Source organism: Armatimonadota bacterium, assembly GCA_016789105.1.
In the GTDB taxonomy this organism is placed as follows: Bacteria; Armatimonadota; Fimbriimonadia; order Fimbriimonadales; family Fimbriimonadaceae; genus UphvI-Ar2.
This window is the reverse complement of the sequence record JAEURN010000008.1, coordinates 467,758-483,898: the sequence shown is the minus strand read 5'-3', so window position 1 is coordinate 483,898 and position 16,141 is coordinate 467,758. Positions and strand designations below refer to the sequence as shown.

Here is a 16,141-nt window from a genome sequence, read left to right as displayed (position 1 = left end):
AGATGTTATCCCACCCGGGCCAAATGCCCAGATTCAAGCTAATGCGATGCATTTATGATTGTATTTCTGCATAATATGCAATTCCTATGATCGGAACCAAGGAGTCAAGGCAGGCGTTGATCCGCGAGTTGATCTCAAACGCCGTGGTGCCCAACCAAGATGTGCTGCAGAGGCTTTTGGGCGAAGCCGGCTACACGGTGACGCAAAGCAGCGTCAGTCGCGACCTTGCCGATCTGGGCGTGGTCAAAGAAGGAGGTCGGTACGTTTTGCCTGCGCAGGGTTTGGCGGCCAGCCTCGGGATCATCGACGTTGCCGCGGCCGGCCCTAACCTCCTGGTCCTCAAAACCGCGACGGGGGCCGCCCCGCTTGCCGGCGTCAAGCTCGACGCCCTTAGCCTCCCTGCAATTGCGGGGACGATCAGTGGCGACGACACGATATTTGTGGCGACACCGGATGCTGCGGCCCAAAACGCCGTCCTCGCAAAGTTGGGGTGGCAGCAGTGAAGACGGCCGCCCTTGCCTTTAGCGGGGGGCTCGACACCTGTTGGTGCATCCCGGTCCTACAAAGCCAGGGGTACCGCGTGGTCACGGTAACCGTGGATGTCGGCGGGTTTGACGACGCTGAACTGACGGAGATCGAAGGGCGCAGCCGGTTCCTGGGGGCAGAGCGGCACATCACCGTCCCGGCTTCCGAGATGTTCTTTGATGAAACCCTGCGACACCTGATTGCCGGCAACGTGATGCGCGGAGGGGTTTATCCGCTTTGCGTTGGGGCGGAACGGTCGTTGCAAGCGCGGGAGACGGCGCGGGTCGCCCAAGATCTTGGGGCCACCGCCGTTGGCCACGGGTGCACTGCAGCCGGGAACGACCAAATCCGGTTCGAAGTCGCCCTCCGCACATTGGCCCAGGGCATGGAGATCTTGGCCCCGGTCCGCGACCTGGCCCCCAAACGCCCGGAGCAACTGGCGTTGCTCAAACAACGTGGTCTTGATTTCCCCGCCGACAAAGCCGCCTACAGCGTCAATTCAGGGCTTTGGGGCGTGACGATCGGGGGAGAGGAGACCACGGGCACGAAATCCTCCATCCCAGAATCTCAGTGGCAGCGGACGAAAAACGCCTTTGACATCCCGCAGGGGCCGTTCCAAACGACACTCGGGTTTGAACGCGGAATCCCGACCTCACTGGGCGCTGAACGCCTGGCTCCCGTGGAACTGATCCGCAAGCTCGACAAACTCGCCGGGTCGTACGGAATCGGCCGGGGTATCCACATGGGCGAAACAATCCTGGGGATCAAGGGACGGGTTGCGTTTGAAGCGCCGGCCGCGACCGTCGTCGTCATGGCCCACCGCGAGCTCGAAAAACTCACTTTAGCCAAGAGGCAGATCAGCTTGAAGGATCAGGTCGCCGCCCTTTATGGCGAATGGATCCACGAAGGGTTGGCCACCGACCCGGCCACCCGGATGGCCGAAGCCCTCTTCAATGAATCACAAGTTTCTGTCACGGGCACTGTGCACTTGGAGTTTCGGACGGGTTCGTGTTTTGTCACCGGAGTAGAGTCGCCGTTCTCGCTGCATGCGGCCAGCCGGGCCGTTTACGGGGAATCGGTGGGTGAATGGACCCCCGAAGACGCAAAAGGCTTTTGCCGGATTTATGGATTGAGCGGCGTCCTCCATGCCCGCGCCAATGGGGGAAGCCAGTGCGCGCCTTGATTCTTGACAAGGTTGCGAGTGTCACGCTCAACGCTGGGTTGCGGCGGGATGTCCGGATCGACGACAGTTACCCTTGCCGAGAAGGGGACATCGTGGCGGTTCGGGTGCTCACGGAAAAGAGCACGTACAACATGTTGGAGCTGGCCACGGGAAGGATGGCGGCAATCAAACAGGGCGACGTCATTGCCGGGGCCCTGGGCCACCGGAACGCCCTGCAAGGCTATGCCGGGCATATCCCCAAAGAAATCAAAACCGGCGACACCCTCAACCTGCTCAACATGGGTGGTGTGGTCGGCGTGTGCACATCGCACTCGCCCATGGTTGGCCCTCCGCACCACGTGGAGGTTTTGGGGGCGGTGCTCAGCTTCCCCGATTTGGGAAGCAGGACCGGCATTCCCGCCAACATCGCCGCCCATTGCCCGGCCCTGGAATCCCGGTTGGCCCCCGGCATCCCGCCGGTCGTCGCAGTTGTCGGCACCTGCATGAACTCGGGCAAAACCGAAGCCTGCCTGACCCTCATTCAACAGTTCGTCCGCCGGGGCTGCCGGGTCAGCGCCGCCAAAACGACCGGTGTGAGCTTGCGCCGCGACATCTTGGCCATGGAAGACGCGGGGGCCGGCGAAGTTTGCATCTTCACCGATTTCGGCATCGTCACCACGCAGGCGTCCAACGCGCCCCAACTCACCAAAACTTCCCTCAACCGCTTGGCACCCGCAAAGCCGGATGTTGTCGTCTTGGAACTCGGCGACGGTTTGCTTGGCGAATATGGCGTCGCCGCCATCCTGCAAGACCCCGAAATTGCGGGGGCGATAGATGCCCTCGTTTTGGCGGCCGGGGATCCGGTTGGGGCGTGGGGGGCGGTGGAATTGCTCAAAAACCGCCACGCCATGGCCCCAGCCCTCATCACAGGTCCGGCAACCGATAACTCGGCCGGTTGCGCCACGATTTTCCGGGAAACCGGAATCCCCTGTCTCAATGCACGCCATGAGCCGGCCGCTATGGCCGACCTCCTGTTGCCCGACCCCCAAGGTTCCCATGTCTAAACACATCCCCGCCGCCGTTTTGGGCGGCACCGGCTATGTCGCTGCCGAGATGATCGGCCACTTGATCAACCATCCGTCGTTCCGATTGGACGCACTCGTTTCGGCTTCGCAGGCTGGTTCAAGGGTGGACGAGGTGTTCCCCCACTTGACCGGCCCGGCGGGCGACCTTTGCTTCAAGACCTGGGAGGACGCCGACGCGTTGTTCCAAAGCCGCCGCAAGGTGGCGGTCTTTTCCGCTTTGCCGCACGGTGACGCGGCCGCGCTGTTGGATGGCCTGCTTGCGCGCTCGGCCGCCGATGTCACGATCGTGGATGTTTCGGCCGATTTCCGTTACCGGGCATCCGATGCTTATTCAGCGGTTTACGGCAAACCACACCCGGCGCCTAGCCTCTTGGATCGGTTCGTTTGCGCCTTGCCAGATTTGGAAAAGGCAACCCCGGATGGGCATGTGTCGCACCCCGGCTGCTTCACCACTTGTGTGACGATGGGGTTGGCACCGCTCTTTTCTGCGGGTCTGTTGGAGCCGCATGTCCACGTGAGTGCGGTCACGGGTTCGACCGGTGCCGGCCGGCAACCGGGGGCGGGAACCCACCACCCCCACCGGCAAAGCTCGATGTGGGCCTACCAGCCCTTGTGTCACCGGCACCGACCAGAAATTGAATTCCTCCTCCAGCCCTACGAACCAGATGCGGCCGTTACGTTCGTCCCGCACAGCGGTCCGTTTGCCAGGGGGATCCACGCAACCAGCTTTGCGACCTTGCGAAAAGCGGTTGACCTGGAGCAAGCGGTTGCGGAATGCCGCCAGTTCTATTCCAAGTCCCCGTTTGTGACGGTGGGCACCAAGATGCCAGAGCTCAAGAGCATCGTCGGCACCAACCGGTGCCACATCGGCATCGCAATCGAAGGCAAAAACATTGTCGTGACCAGCGTGGTCGACAACTTGGTGAAGGGTGCCGCCGGCGGGGCGGTGCAGTGGATGAACCGGCTCTTTGGACTGCAGGAAACGGAAGGTCTCATGAACGCCGTCCCGGGGTGGGTCTAGCAATGCAGGACTTCCTCTCCCTCAAAAGCCTGAGCCGAGACGAAATTTCCGGGCTGTTAGACTTGGCCAAATCGCTCAAGCGGGATCCCATCGGGAGCCGCCTGGCCGGCAAAGTCGTCGGGCTGCTGTTCATGAACCCCAGTTTGCGAACCTTGGCCAGCTTCCAGGCCGCCATCGGCCAACAAGGCGGCACCAGCGTCGTCATCCAGCCGGGCGCCGGGACCTGGACGCTGGAGACCCGCGACGGGGTCGTGATGGACGGGGCCGAAGTCGAGCACATCCGAGAAGCCGTCCCGGTTCTGGCCAGCTATTGCGACATCCTGGGGGTGCGATCCTTTGCCTCCCAGCAAGACCTGGAATCTGACCTTGCCGACGGGCTCATGGCGAAATTCGCAGACTTGAGCCCCAAACCATTGATCAACATGGAATCGGCCGTCGACCACCCGTGCCAGGCCCTAGCCGATTGGATGACCTTGGATGAGTTGGGGATCCCCAGCGGCGGTAAATTCGTTCTCAGCTGGGCCTGGCATCCAAAACCCCTTCCCTATGCCGTCCCCAATGCCGCCCTGGCCATGGCGGCGATTCGGGGCATGGAGGTCGTCATCCACTGCCCAGAATCCCACCGACTGCCTGCAGCCCTGACAGATGGATTTGAAAATGTCGCGTACTCCCAAGACCGGCCCGTGGCTCTGCAAGGAGCGCACGTTCTTTACTGCAAAAGCTGGGGTGCCCCTCAATTTTATGGGGATCCCAATGCAGAGATGGATTCCCGGGCCGGGCTCCGCGACTGGTGCGTCGCGGAGGATTGGTTTGAAACGGCCCGCCCTGGAGCCAAGTTTATGCACTGCCTGCCCGTCCGCCGGAATGTGAAGGTGGCGGACCATGTCTTGGATGGACCCCGTTCGGTTGTCATCCAGCAGGCCGAGAACCGCCTGCACGCCCAAAAAGCCGTTCTCTGCAGCGTGGAACAGCCATGACCAATTCCCCCGTTCAAGCCCTCCGCCATGCGTTGCCCTACTTGGGCCATTACCGCGGCAAAGCCTTTGTCGTCAAACTCGGCGGCGAAGCGGTGGCACAGCCGGCCGCCCTTGCCAGCCTGATCGAGCAAGTGGCTATCCTTTCCGCCCTTGGGATCCGGGTCGTGGTGGTCCACGGCGGGGGCCCCCAGACCAACGGGCTTTCGGAGCGGCTCGGGTTGGTCCCCCAATTCGTGGATGGCCGCCGGGTGACCGATCTCGAAGCTTTGGATGCGGCGGTGATGGCCATCAACGGCCAAACTCAAGCGGCCATTTTGGCGGCTTGCCGAAAGCAGGGCCTTGCCGCCGTCGGGCTGAGCGGAATCGATGCCGGGCTCGTGGATGCCGTCAAGCGGCCGCCGGTCAAAACCAGTACCGGACAAACCGATTTTGGGCTCGTCGGCGAAATCTGTTCCATCAATCCTGCCCCTATCGAAATGGCCCTCTCGAGCGGCACGGTCCCGGTTGTCAGCCCGATTTCTTGCGACAACCAGGGCCAGATCCTCAACATTAATGCCGACGACGTGGCAGCCCGGATTGCGACGGCGGTGGGGGCGGCTAAGCTGGTTATCGTTACCACCCCCCGTGGCATCCTGCGTGAAGTCGCCGACCCCAATTCGCTGATCACCCAAATCACTCTGGACGAACTGGACGCTCTGCAAAGCGACGGCACGGTTAGAGCCGGAATGCTTCCCAAAGTCTCGGCGGTGAAAACCGCCCTGCGGGGCGGGGTCGAGCGGGTTCACGTGGTCGGGCTGTCTTTCCCCGACTGCCTTTTGACCGAAGTGTTCACCAACGAGGGCTGCGGCACTCTGATTCTGCCATGAACGACCTGCTTGCCTTGCATCGGAACTTGGTGTCGATCCCGTCGGTGAGCCACAACGAAGGGGAGATTTCCGAGTTCATCGCCGCGCACTTGCGCCGTAGCGGGGCCGAGGTGTCGCGCCACGGATTGAACGTGATTGCGAAAACCGCGGGCAAGCCGAGGCTGCTCTTAAACACCCACTTCGACACCGTCCCGCCCAACGACGCCTGGACAAGGGATCCTTGGACGGCAGATGTCGTCGACGGTCGGGTCTATGGCCTGGGGAGCAACGACGCCAAAGGGTGTGCCGCCGCCATGCTCGCGACCTTTTGCAGCCTCCATGATGTGCCGGGCCTGGCGATCCTCCTCAGCCCCGAGGAAGAAACCGGAGGGCAGGGCACGGAAGTCGCGTGGCCCTATCTGCGAGATGACCTTGGCTGGCGGCCCAAAGGGGTCATCGTGGGTGAACCGACGGGGCTCCAAATCGGGGTCTGGCAACGGGGTTTGCTGGTTTTGGAACTTGTCGCCGAGGGGATAGCAGGGCACGCGGCAAACACCATTCCTGCCGACAACCCAGTGTTCAAATTGGCCCGCGACATCTCCCGGCTGGAACAGGTCGGGCTGACCCCCCACGCCCGGTTCGGCGCGCCCACCATCAACCCGACCGTCGTCAGCGGCTCAGGGGCAAAAAACCAAGTTCCTGCAGAAGCGCGCGCCATCCTGGACATCCGGACGGTGCCGGCAGACGACGGGTTCATTGAAACCCACGAGGAGATCACCGACCTGCTCCGTAGAACCCTGGAAAGCCGGGTGGAGATCCGGAGCTCCCGGCTAAAAGCCTTTTCGTGCGATCCCGGATCCCGGATCGTCCAAACGGTGATAGACGCCGTTCCCGGCGCCACGCCGTTTGCGAGCCGGACGATGAGCGACCAAGTCTGGTTCGAGGGGTTTGACGCCATCAAGTTCGGGCCGGGCGATTCGGCGCGATCCCATACTGCGGATGAATTCATTTGGGAGTCGGAGGTTGTAGCCGGGTACGGGGCCTACCGGGCGGTAGCCCAGAGGTTCTTGGCATGAGCCGCCTTTGGGACAAGGGCACTCCGGTCAGCCGGAAGATTTTGGAATTCACGGTCGGCCAAGACCCCGTTTTGGACCAACGCCTAATCCCGTATGACCTCTTGGCCAGTGCCGCCCACGCCCGCATGTTGGAGTCGTGCGGGCACTTGACGGCGGCAGAGTGTTCCGCAATGTGCCAGGCGTTGCAAGAAATCGGGCAAGAATCGCTCGAGATCTCCATAGAAATGGAGGACTGCCATACGGCCATCGAAAACCGGTTGACGGAGAAATTGGGTTCACTCGGGGGAAAGATCCATCTCGGCCGGTCACGGAACGACCAAGTGCTTGCCGCTTTGCGCCTGTACCTCCTTGATGCCTCCACCGGCATCCGCCATGCCGCCCACGAGGTTTGCCAGGCCCTTGACCGTTTGGCAGAGGCGCAGGGAGACGTGGCCATCCCGGGCTACACGCACCTCCAGCAGGCAATGCCATCCAGTGTCCAATTGTGGGCGGAAGGATTCAGCGCGGAAATCAGGCACTCCGCCGGAGCCCTGGACTATGCTGAGTCATTGGCCGGGCTCAATCCGCTCGGCTCTGCCGCCGGATATGGCACGCCGGGTTTGAACCTGGACCGGAACCAAGTTACCGCGCACCTCGGATTTGCCGCAACCCATCAGCCGGTTACGGCCCCCCAGCTTAGCCGGGGCAAAGCGGAGGCGGCCCTGGCCTTTGCGGGCAGCCTGATTTTGCAAGACATCGGCCGCCTGGGGGCCGACCTCTGCCTTTATGCTTCGCAGGAATTCGGGTTTGTGAGGCTCGCGGAAGACATCACAACCGGATCTTCGGTCATGCCGCAAAAGCGCAATCCCGACGTGTTCGAATTGCTGCGCGGGCACAGCGCCCAGGCCCCTGCCGACCTCCAAGCGGTGTTGGCGGTGACCGCCAAGATGACATCGGGCTACCACCGCGACCTGCAATTGGTCAAGGAGCCGCTCTTCCGATTAATCGACCGCACATTGGGGTGTTTGGATATTGCCGCCTATGCGGTCGGACGTGTGGAGTTCGATGCCGCACGGGCGGCGGCAGTCACGGACCCCGGTATCAACGCCGCCGAAGCGGCCTTCCGCCTTGTGCAGCAAGAAGGGATTCCCTTCCGAGAGGCGTACCGCCGCATAGGCAAGGGTACTGAGACTCCCTAAGAGGGAAAGTGGTAGGGCCGCAGCTGCAAAGTTCGAACCCCCCGGCTTGAAGGCCAGGGGGTTAGGACAGTGACCTACGCGTTCACAAACTGCGCGATCAGGTTCGGCACCGTGACATCGAACCCGACCACGTTCAACGTCAGCGGGTCGAGCGGGTCAGCGACTGACGTCCGGTTGGACGCCATGGCGACCACGACGAGCTTGGCGTTCCGGTTGACCTTCCGGCGGTAATCCGCCATCGCTTCAGCCGGGTGCTGCGACCCGTACCAGGTTTCCGAGTCGGTGTAGAGGATGATCGCGTCAGCTTCCACCTTCTTCTTGACCATATGTTGGATTGGGGCCGCACAGTCGGTTCCGCCGCCACCGGTTTTTGCCAGCAGCGAGGCCACCGTGTCAAGCCTCATCGAACCATCGATCGCCAGCGGGTACACGCTTGTGTCGAACGCGAGGAACGATGCCGATTTTTCCGAAGCCGCCGTCGCCAGAGCCATCGCCCCGCACGCCCGGCGGCAGTCGAGCCCGACGACCCCGGCAACCAGGGTTCCGGCCATCGACCCGGAGACGTCCAAGGCGAGGACGATCCGCTTACCGGTCGGTTCCACGTTCGCGAACGAATCGTAAAACGCCCGGTCGAGCGCGTCGACGACCCGTTGTACCGGCTTCCACGATCCGTCTCCCCGGAACCCACGCCCGGAAGCGTAGGTTGTCAGAGCGGCCAAGACCGCAACCGGGTGAACCCGCGACTTGCGGAGGCGAACCGGATTTTCCAATGTGGAAACAACCTTGTCGACCCCCGGCGAATGCGCCCCGAACAAGCTCTTGCGCAAAACGCCGAGCTTGGAGAGGTTCCCCAAGTTCCGGAGCATCGCGGTCAGCGGCATGTCATCCAAGAGGGCTTCCCAAACACGCGGTTCGGTCAGCATCTCGGTCGGCACGGCTTCCCGCGGGATCCGGAATTCGCGGATGAGTTCGCAAACGGTGTCCAGATCTTTGGCTTGCCGCAAAGCCAGCACGGCGCTAACCAGCGGGATGTCCGCCTTCAGTTCCTTGCTGACGGCCCACTGGAACAGCGCGTCGTGGTCCGGCGTTGCCGCAACCGGATGCGCCAGGCGCAGCAGGTCACGGTGGCTCCACCCTTCGCGGATCTGGTACTTCACCAGGCCGTAGGCCAAGTCTTCGGCGGATTGCGCGTTGTACCAATTCCCGACGGCGCGCCGGAGCCCCCGGCCCCATCCGCGGAGGGAGTCGCAGGCGTCGGCAAACGCGAACAGGTGGGTGCCGGTTCGGCAGACTTGCGACACGGCATCGAACGCGGCCTTCCGCGTCTTTTCATCACCGTGGGCGGCGGCGAGGGCGAGCGCAAAAACCGCGGCGTCGTTTTTCGGCGCCAAGCTTCTGGTGCTGACCTCGACGATGCGCGCCACAGCGCGCACCCCGTCGTCCTTGATGGCCTCGATCACGTTGCGGGCATGGTCGGCGGTCAGCTTTTGGGCTGCCACATAAACCGTGCCGGTTTCGCTCCCAAGGATCAAGAACCGGTCCAGCATCTCCCAGCGGTCGACGTCCCAGCCGTATCCGCCCGCGCTGTTCCGGGTTTGCCCGGAACCCGCGATGGGTTGGCTTTGGCGCGTCTTGGCCTTATGGAAGAGTTGCGTGTATTTCATGTGTTCTGTTCTCCTTGTTTTTCTGTTCCGGTCTTGATTTTCAACCTCGCGGGCAATGTGGTGCCGCTGGCCAAGCAGCGGGGTGGCCCGCTGCCCCTGGATTCGAACCAGGTAACCGCCGAAGCGGCGTAACCGATAACCCAACGGCTTCGGCCCGCAAGGAAGGCATTTGCGACCCCCAGGCAAGGTGTAGGTTGGGAAATAGGCTGCCAAGCCCGCGATCCACTCGCCTCAGCCGGTTGGCTGGCCGGCCTTTCCGCCGGAGACTCCCTAACAGCAGCCCAGGGAAGGGGATAACCCAGACCCTCCGGCCCGGAGGTCAAATCTTCAGTTGTGTCGTTTTAGAGGGGGTTGGGCATGCAGGCAAGGTGATGCTTTGGCGACGTGCTCTTCCACTGAGCTACACCAGGCCCCACCCTACTAAGGTTAAGAGCCAGGTGGCCGGATTCGAACCGGCGTCCACGTGCGTTACAGGCAATAAGCCAAAGGCTTCGGCCCGCATGCGCTGATAGGGTCTGGTTGGCGGGCAAGGAGCGGCAATGGGGGGTTGCTCGGTTGTTGACGATAACCCAGAGCCTTCGGCCCGCACAATTTTTGTTCTGGTTGGGGGATTGGAAAAATTCTCCGCTCCGCTACGTCGATCAGTTCTCTTTAAATGCCTCCGCCAGACCCGGAGGGATCGACGGCGACATTAAGCGATTGGTCTGCTTTTCACAGGTCGGCTACTCTACCAGGCGGGATTGCGGGGCTGTCAACGGGGTCCCAGGCAATTGTTAAGGCCACTTTCAAGAGTGATGTGAAAATCGCGACTAGGCAAAATTTGTGATCCGCGCTCAAAACCGCCATAATAGGAGAGTTCGTTGTCCCGGATCCTGGTTTAACAGCAAAATTAGCAGAACCCGACTCCCTCGACCCTAAAGAAACTCAACAAAACCAGAGACCCAAAAGAAATTCAATGGCTACTAAAACCCTGTTTGTCGGCAACCTCCCGTTTTCGACAACTGAAGCGCAACTCGCCGACCATTACCAAGCTTATGGCGGCACCAATCCCCGCATCATCCCGGACCGCGGGTTCGGGTTCATCGATGTGGACGAAGAACAAATGCAGGCCGCAATCGACGCGACCAACGAAGTGGACTTTAAGGGCCGAACCCTGAGGGTCAACGAAGCCCGACCGCGAGAAGAGCGTCCGAAGCGCGACTTCGGCGGTGGCGGCGGCGGCGGTTACGGCGGTGGCGGTAACCGAGGCGGCGGCGGTGGCTACGGCGGTGGCGGTGGCGGCGGCTATGGCGGCGGCGGGGGCTACGGCGGCGGACGCGGCGGCGGTGGTGGTCGTGGCGGTGGTGGCCGTGGCGGCAGTCGGGGTGGCCGAGGCCGCGACGACGGCGGCGACCGCTGGTAAGGCGGAGTTCGCCCAGTGAACAAGAGGGGGGTGCCGTTCGGCACCCCCCTCTTTTTTCAGATATCCTTGAGCCATGGAGGATCCGGTTCAAAAATGGGAGGCATCCGCCTCAGCTTGGATCGCACTCCAAAAGGACGGCGGCGATTATTCTCGGCGCGCGATTTTGGATCCCCCGATGTTGGAACTTTTGGGATGCGTGCAGGGTCGCCGGATTCTTGACCTGGGGTGCGGCGAGGGACGTTTCGCGCGGATCCTCAGCCAGGCCGGAGCCTCGGTCATAGGAATCGACCCGGTGGCCGAGTTCATCCGGCATGCCGGCGCCCCAAATTGCGGGGCCCAATTCATCGTGGCCGAAGCAGGGGCGATCCCCTTAGACAGCGGATTTTTCGATGACGTCGTCAGCTACCTGACCTTGGTCGACATCGCCGACCTTGAACCAGCCGCGGACGAAATCACCCGAGTGCTCAAACCGGGTGGCCGATTTTTGGCCGCCACAATCAGCAACTTGGCCTCGGCCTCCGACGGGTGGGTCAAAGATGCGGACGGCAACAAGCTCCACCGCCCGGTGGACCGATATATGGACTGTTTTGCCATGGACTTGGCTTGGTCCGGACTGCAAATCGTGAATTACCACCGCCCGCTGGGCTACGTTTTGGGAGTGTTCCTTCGCCGAGGCTTGGTCCTGACCGCGTTCCTTGAGCCACTGCCACCGGAAAACGATCCTGGCTATGCCGAAGAGGCCCGCTGCCCAACCTTCCAGATCTACCAGTTCCAAAAAGGGGGGCTCTAGTTGGCCGGGCGCCCCCGTGCGCGGCTCTTTGGGGGGTTCCAACTGTGGCGCGCCTCCGGCCAAATCGCCCGGCTGCCGACGCGAAGGGCGGCCCTCATCCTTGCGGAGTGCCTGATCGGCGAGCACCCGGTATCCCGTTCCCAAATCGTCGAGGAGTTTTGGCCAGAGACCCCTCCCGAAAAATCGCGGGTCAGCCTGCGCACAGCCCTTTCCCAATTGCGGGCGGCCCTCGGGCCAAGCGTCATTCTCAACGACGGCCAATTCTTGTATGTCGACCGCAATGCCTTGGATTGCGACCTCTTGCGGGCCCGGCAGATCCAACGGCAATGTGAGGCAGCCGGGCCAGGTGCGAAGAAGAGGGCCCTTTTGGAAGAGCTCGCCTTGCTGGCCCAGTCGGGGTTTATGCCCGGCTTCGACTCGGAATCGGTCGAATTGGAGCGGGAGCTTTGGGTCGAAGTTGGCAAATCGTGTTGGCGCGAGCTCGCCGAATCCCAAGCCGAGTCTGGGATGTGGAAGGAGGCCTTGAAATCGGCCCAATCCGCCTTGGACATGGACCAATTCGACGAGCAGTCGCTGGTCTTGGCCATGAGGCTGGCGGCCGAATCGGGTGATCCCGATCGGGCCATCCGGATCGGCCAACGCGCTTCTCGGGCATTCAAGGATGCGCTCGGCATCCCGCCCCCCCGCCAAGTCATCCAATTGGCTTCTGAAATCAAAACCGGGAAAATCACCCCAAACCCCCGCTCCCAAATGTTTGCCGAGCCGGGCGAGAAAAGCCTCTTGGCCACAATAGTGGCCTCGGCGCTGGCCAAGGATCCGGAATCCGTTTTCGAGATGGTCTGCGCCGAAAGCCTAAACCCGTCGTGTGTTCACCACATGCAGGAATACCTTTCGATCTTGGAGCAGGTGCTCGGGGCAACCGAAGGATTCAGCGAAGGACGACTTTTAACCGCAAGGACGGCCGCCCGCACCGCTGGTTTGTTGAATGACCACGCCCGGACTTTGCGTTGGGGCGGGTTTGTGATCGATGCGACCCCAGAAGACAACCCCATGCATGTCGCGATGCTCAGCTTTGTAGGTTATGTCTATGTGGAACTCCGAGACCTCGACCGCGCCCGGGAGTACTTCCAGCTCGCGAACAAGCTGGCGCATGCCAACGGGCTCGAGCTGGACATCACCTCGACAACCATGATGTTGGCGTCCATCAGCTTGAGTGAAATGAAAACCGATGGCGTGAGGGCCGACATGAATGCGAGCATCGCCCGGGCGGAAGCCGAATTTGTCAGCCCATACCGCCTCAGTCAGTTCTACATCCACCGGATGGTGTATTTCATTGTGACCTCCGATTTTGAGTCGGCCATGCGGGACGCCAGCCGGATCTCTGAGTTGCTTGATGGCGCCGAGCCCTTTTACGGGACCGGCTTGGCCGTGTCCCTCCAGGCGTTTGCCGAATCCCACCTAGGCCGTCACCGGGAAGCGCTGGCATCCGCGGCCGCCGGGGTCGAGTCTGCGGTAGCCCTCAATTCCAATTTGGCGGCATTCCGGTGCATGGAGTGCGCCGCGGTGGTGTTGGCACGGGCGGGATCCGAAACGAGCGCAGTTTGGGTAGTCGACTCCTTGGAAACCTTACGCGAATCGCAGAAACATCCCCGGTTGCCCATCGACCAAGACCTGATCAGGGACGACCGCCTATCTCACGACCCAAAGGTGATCGCGCGGGCCCGGCAGTCCAACCGGTTGAACGGTCAGCCCATGGACACGGTCGCCGAATTCCTGTTGGAAGAAATCCGCCTGGCCCGCAGGAATTGTCTCTAACCGACCTCTCCTTTGGCGAGCCCATCCGGCAGCGGTGCGGGTTGGACGCCGCTTTGGAGTTCGACGGCATGGCCCGATTCTGCCGCCTCATGGGCGGCGTGCATGATGTCCAAGACATGGCCGGCGAGGGCCCCGCTGGCCCGGTGGGGTCGTGAATTTGTGATGGCATCCGCCATGTCAGCTACTCCAAGCGACCGGCTGTTTTCCTCGTTCGGGAATTGCAAAGGGATCTCCTCCCATTCCTGCCCGACCCCGCGGAGGATCGTCCCTCCAAAGGTGTTGGGGTCGGGGCAGGTCAGGGTTGCCTCAGACCCGTAGATTTGGATGTGCGGCAGGGTGTGCGCTTGCACGTCGAAACTCGTGATCAGGGTTCCGACGGCCCCGCTCTTCATTTCCAGCAGGCATTGGACATGGGTCGGCACGCGGACAGGCGCCGATTCCCCCCGGTGCGGAAGCGATGTGATGAGGCGTTCGGCATGGGCCTGGCTGGTGGTCCCCATCACCCGACGAACCGGGCCGAGCAGGTGGACGAGCGCGGTCAGGTAATAGGGGCCCATATCGAACATCGGACCGCCGCCCAAGTCGTAATAGAAAAACGGGTTGGGATGCCAGCTTTCGTGCCCGGGGCAGAGCATGAAGGCGGTGAACGAAACGGGCCGGCCGATCCCGCCGCCGTCGATGACTTTGCGGACGGTCTGGTATCCGGCTCCCAAAAACGTGTCGGGGGCGCACCCAACGCGCACTCCCCGGGAATCCGCCAACTCCAGCAACTCCCTGCCCTCTTGCTTAGAAACGGTCAGCGGCTTTTCGTTATAAACATGTTTACCGGCCAAAACCGCTGCTTTAGCGATGTCGAAGTGGGCTTCTGGAGTCGTGATGTTGAGGACGATGTCCACGTTGGACCGGAGCAACGCGTCCACCGAAAGGGCTTCGCAGCCGTATTTCTCGGCCGACACCTCGGCCCGTTTCGGGTCTTGATCGGCACAGGCGGCGATGCGAATCGCGGGCATGCGCTTGGCGTTTTCAAAGTAAGCGCCGCTGATGTTCCCGCAGCCGATGACCCCGACTTCAAGCGCGGCCATAGACCTCCCCAAACCGGTCGCCCTGAAGTGTGGAGGCGCGATCTGCCGCCCACAGCATTCCCCTTGTCACAAATTCCAACGTTAAAGGGTGCGAGACGATTTCCGGGTCGTGACCCAAGGAGCAATAGAACACCCTCCCTTCCCCCCATGCTTTGGTCCAGGCGACCGGCATCACAGTGCCGTCAAAATCTTCGAACTCGGTAGTGGCCAAGACCCGCATGGCGGGGTCGACATGGAGATAGTACTTTTCGGTGGCCACCTCGAAATCTTCGAGTCCTTGGGTCAGCGCGTGCCCCGGGCGGAACCGGACAGAGTATCGCCGGTCACCCGGCCCTGGGTGGGCGACAAATTGCCCCCCAACGACGAACTGGTATTCGGTTGAAGAGCGGAACGCATCACCCATGCCTCCATGGATCCCGGCAAGGCCGATTCCGCCCGCCACGGCCTCGACCAACGGCTGCACTTGGCCCGGATCGATAGAACCCATCGTCCAGTTGGGAACCACCAAATCGAATTCAGCCGACCGCTTCAGGTCGTCCAGGTCGCGCGAATTCTCCACTTGCACGCCCTGGCCCTCTAAAGACCCCGTCAACACCTCTGCCACTTCGAACGGTTTGTGGCCGTCCCACCCTCCGCTTACAATGAGTGCCTTTGCCATCGGGTTTGAGTATGCCGCCTGCCGCCACCTGGTTTCCGGGGCCGGGCAGTAAACTCACGGTGACGCTTCGGCGTCAACACCGCCATGATTGCCGCGCTCTTGCTCCTCGGAACCCAAAAAGATTTCAAGCCGATCTTCAACGGCAAAGACCTCACCGGTTGGACGCCGAAGATTTGCAAGCACCCCCTCGGCGAGAATTTTGGGGACACGTTCCGGGTTCAAGACGGGAAAATCGTGGTCGGCTACAGTCAGTACAAGGCCTTTGACGGGCAATATGGCCACCTGTTCTACAACACGGAGTTGCGGCACTTCATCCTCCGGTTGGAATACCGTTTTGTGGGCGAGCAATGCCCCGGCGGGGCCGGTTGGGCATACAAGAACAGCGGCATCATGTATCTGGGGCAAGACCCCGCCACGATGCGTATCGACCAAGAATTCCCCGTGAGTGCGGAGTTCCAATTCCTCGGTGCCGATGCCGGTCAAACCCGCGGGACGGGCAACGTCTGTTCCCCGGGCACAAACTTCATCAAAGACGGCAAGCTCATTACCCCCCATGTGACTGAGGTCAACGGCCCATCTATCGAAGGTGAGAACTGGGTGAAGGTCGAGCTTGAGGTGAACGGCAAGGAGATCATCCACCGGGTTAATGGCAAAGAGGTGTACCGGTACGAAAAACTCCAATACGACCCGGGCGACGCGGATGCCAAGGAACTGATGAAAAAGAACACGCTCGACATCGTGAAAGGCACCATTTCTTTGCAATCGGAGTCACACCCTTGTGAGTTCCGGAACATCGAGCTAAAAAAGCTGTGAATGTCAATTTGCGTCGGTAGCCAGATAGTGGCGGAATCAATCAGCTTG

At 61.7% G+C, this 16,141-nt stretch carries 15 protein-coding genes; 12 read left to right on the top strand and 3 right to left on the bottom strand.

All coding sequences use genetic code 11. The features are described from left to right. Window positions 1-86 precede the first annotated feature (86 nt). Genes JNM28_10890 through JNM28_10855 form a run of 8 tightly spaced genes read left to right on the top strand, consistent with a single transcriptional unit; the run spans window position 87 to window position 7,869 of the window. Window positions 87-503: an arginine repressor gene (locus JNM28_10890; protein ID MBL8068947.1), complete on the top strand. Its 417-nt coding sequence runs from the start codon at window positions 87-89 to the stop codon at window positions 501-503. Next, on the top strand, window positions 500-1,708 hold the full coding sequence (gene argG / locus JNM28_10885) for an argininosuccinate synthase (GenBank protein ID MBL8068946.1): 1,209 nt from the start codon (window positions 500-502) through the stop codon (window positions 1,706-1,708). Before JNM28_10890 ends, argG begins: the two co-directional genes overlap by 4 nt. Next, window positions 1,696-2,751: a hypothetical protein gene (locus tag JNM28_10880; protein MBL8068945.1), complete on the top strand. Its 1,056-nt coding sequence runs from the start codon at window positions 1,696-1,698 to the stop codon at window positions 2,749-2,751. The genes argG and JNM28_10880 overlap by 13 nt, the downstream gene beginning before the upstream one ends. Next, entirely contained in the window at window positions 2,744-3,793 is a 1,050-nt protein-coding gene (gene argC / locus JNM28_10875; protein ID MBL8068944.1) for an N-acetyl-gamma-glutamyl-phosphate reductase, read from the top strand. Before JNM28_10880 ends, argC begins: the two co-directional genes overlap by 8 nt. Before the next feature lie 2 nt (window positions 3,794-3,795). Beyond that, complete coding sequence (locus tag JNM28_10870) at window positions 3,796-4,770, top strand: N-acetylornithine carbamoyltransferase (GenBank protein MBL8068943.1); 975 nt, start codon at window positions 3,796-3,798, stop codon at window positions 4,768-4,770. Continuing rightward, window positions 4,767-5,636 carry an acetylglutamate kinase gene (argB, locus tag JNM28_10865; protein MBL8068942.1) on the top strand — a complete coding sequence of 290 codons (870 nt, stop codon included), beginning with the start codon at window positions 4,767-4,769 and terminating at the stop codon, window positions 5,634-5,636. The genes JNM28_10870 and argB overlap by 4 nt, the downstream gene beginning before the upstream one ends. Next, window positions 5,633-6,691 carry a M20/M25/M40 family metallo-hydrolase gene (locus JNM28_10860; protein ID MBL8068941.1) on the top strand — a complete coding sequence of 353 codons (1,059 nt, stop codon included), beginning with the start codon at window positions 5,633-5,635 and terminating at the stop codon, window positions 6,689-6,691. Before argB ends, JNM28_10860 begins: the two co-directional genes overlap by 4 nt. Beyond that, a complete protein-coding gene (locus JNM28_10855) occupies window positions 6,688-7,869 on the top strand; it encodes an argininosuccinate lyase (GenBank protein ID MBL8068940.1) in 1,182 nt (393 codons plus the stop codon). The genes JNM28_10860 and JNM28_10855 overlap by 4 nt, the downstream gene beginning before the upstream one ends. A 74-nt stretch (window positions 7,870-7,943) precedes the next feature. Here JNM28_10855 and JNM28_10850 read toward each other — a convergent pair whose 3' ends face one another. Further along, window positions 7,944-9,533, bottom strand: coding sequence for a TROVE domain-containing protein (locus JNM28_10850; GenBank protein MBL8068939.1), 1,590 nt, complete (start codon window positions 9,531-9,533; stop codon window positions 7,944-7,946). Window positions 9,534-10,488: 955 nt separating this feature from the next. Between JNM28_10850 and JNM28_10845 the strand changes: the two genes are divergently transcribed. The 3 genes from JNM28_10845 to JNM28_10835 all read left to right on the top strand — a co-directional run bounded on the left by JNM28_10845 (window position 10,489) and on the right by JNM28_10835 (window position 13,540). Then, window positions 10,489-10,935, top strand: a complete 447-nt coding sequence (locus tag JNM28_10845) for an RNA-binding protein (protein MBL8068938.1) — start codon at window positions 10,489-10,491, stop codon at window positions 10,933-10,935. Window positions 10,936-11,008: 73 nt separating this feature from the next. Next, a complete protein-coding gene (locus JNM28_10840; GenBank protein ID MBL8068937.1) occupies window positions 11,009-11,725 on the top strand; it encodes a methyltransferase domain-containing protein in 717 nt (238 codons plus the stop codon). Further along, window positions 11,726-13,540: a hypothetical protein gene (locus tag JNM28_10835; protein MBL8068936.1), complete on the top strand. Its 1,815-nt coding sequence runs from the start codon at window positions 11,726-11,728 to the stop codon at window positions 13,538-13,540. Here the strand turns inward: JNM28_10835 and JNM28_10830 are convergent. Together JNM28_10830 and JNM28_10825 are read right to left on the bottom strand one after the other, a co-directional pair. Next, on the bottom strand, window positions 13,537-14,622 hold the full coding sequence (locus JNM28_10830) for a Gfo/Idh/MocA family oxidoreductase (protein ID MBL8068935.1): 1,086 nt from the start codon (window positions 14,620-14,622) through the stop codon (window positions 13,537-13,539). The two genes, JNM28_10835 and JNM28_10830, sit on opposite strands and share 4 nt — an antisense overlap. Continuing rightward, on the bottom strand, window positions 14,609-15,280 hold the full coding sequence (locus tag JNM28_10825; GenBank protein ID MBL8068934.1) for a ThuA domain-containing protein: 672 nt from the start codon (window positions 15,278-15,280) through the stop codon (window positions 14,609-14,611). Before JNM28_10825 ends, JNM28_10830 begins: the two co-directional genes overlap by 14 nt. Window positions 15,281-15,364: 84 nt before the next feature. Here JNM28_10825 and JNM28_10820 point away from each other — a divergent pair, with 84 nt between their 5' ends. Continuing rightward, window positions 15,365-16,093 (top strand): DUF1080 domain-containing protein, encoded by a 729-nt coding sequence (locus tag JNM28_10820; protein ID MBL8068933.1) that lies wholly within the window; start codon window positions 15,365-15,367, stop codon window positions 16,091-16,093. Window positions 16,094-16,141 lie beyond the last annotated feature (48 nt).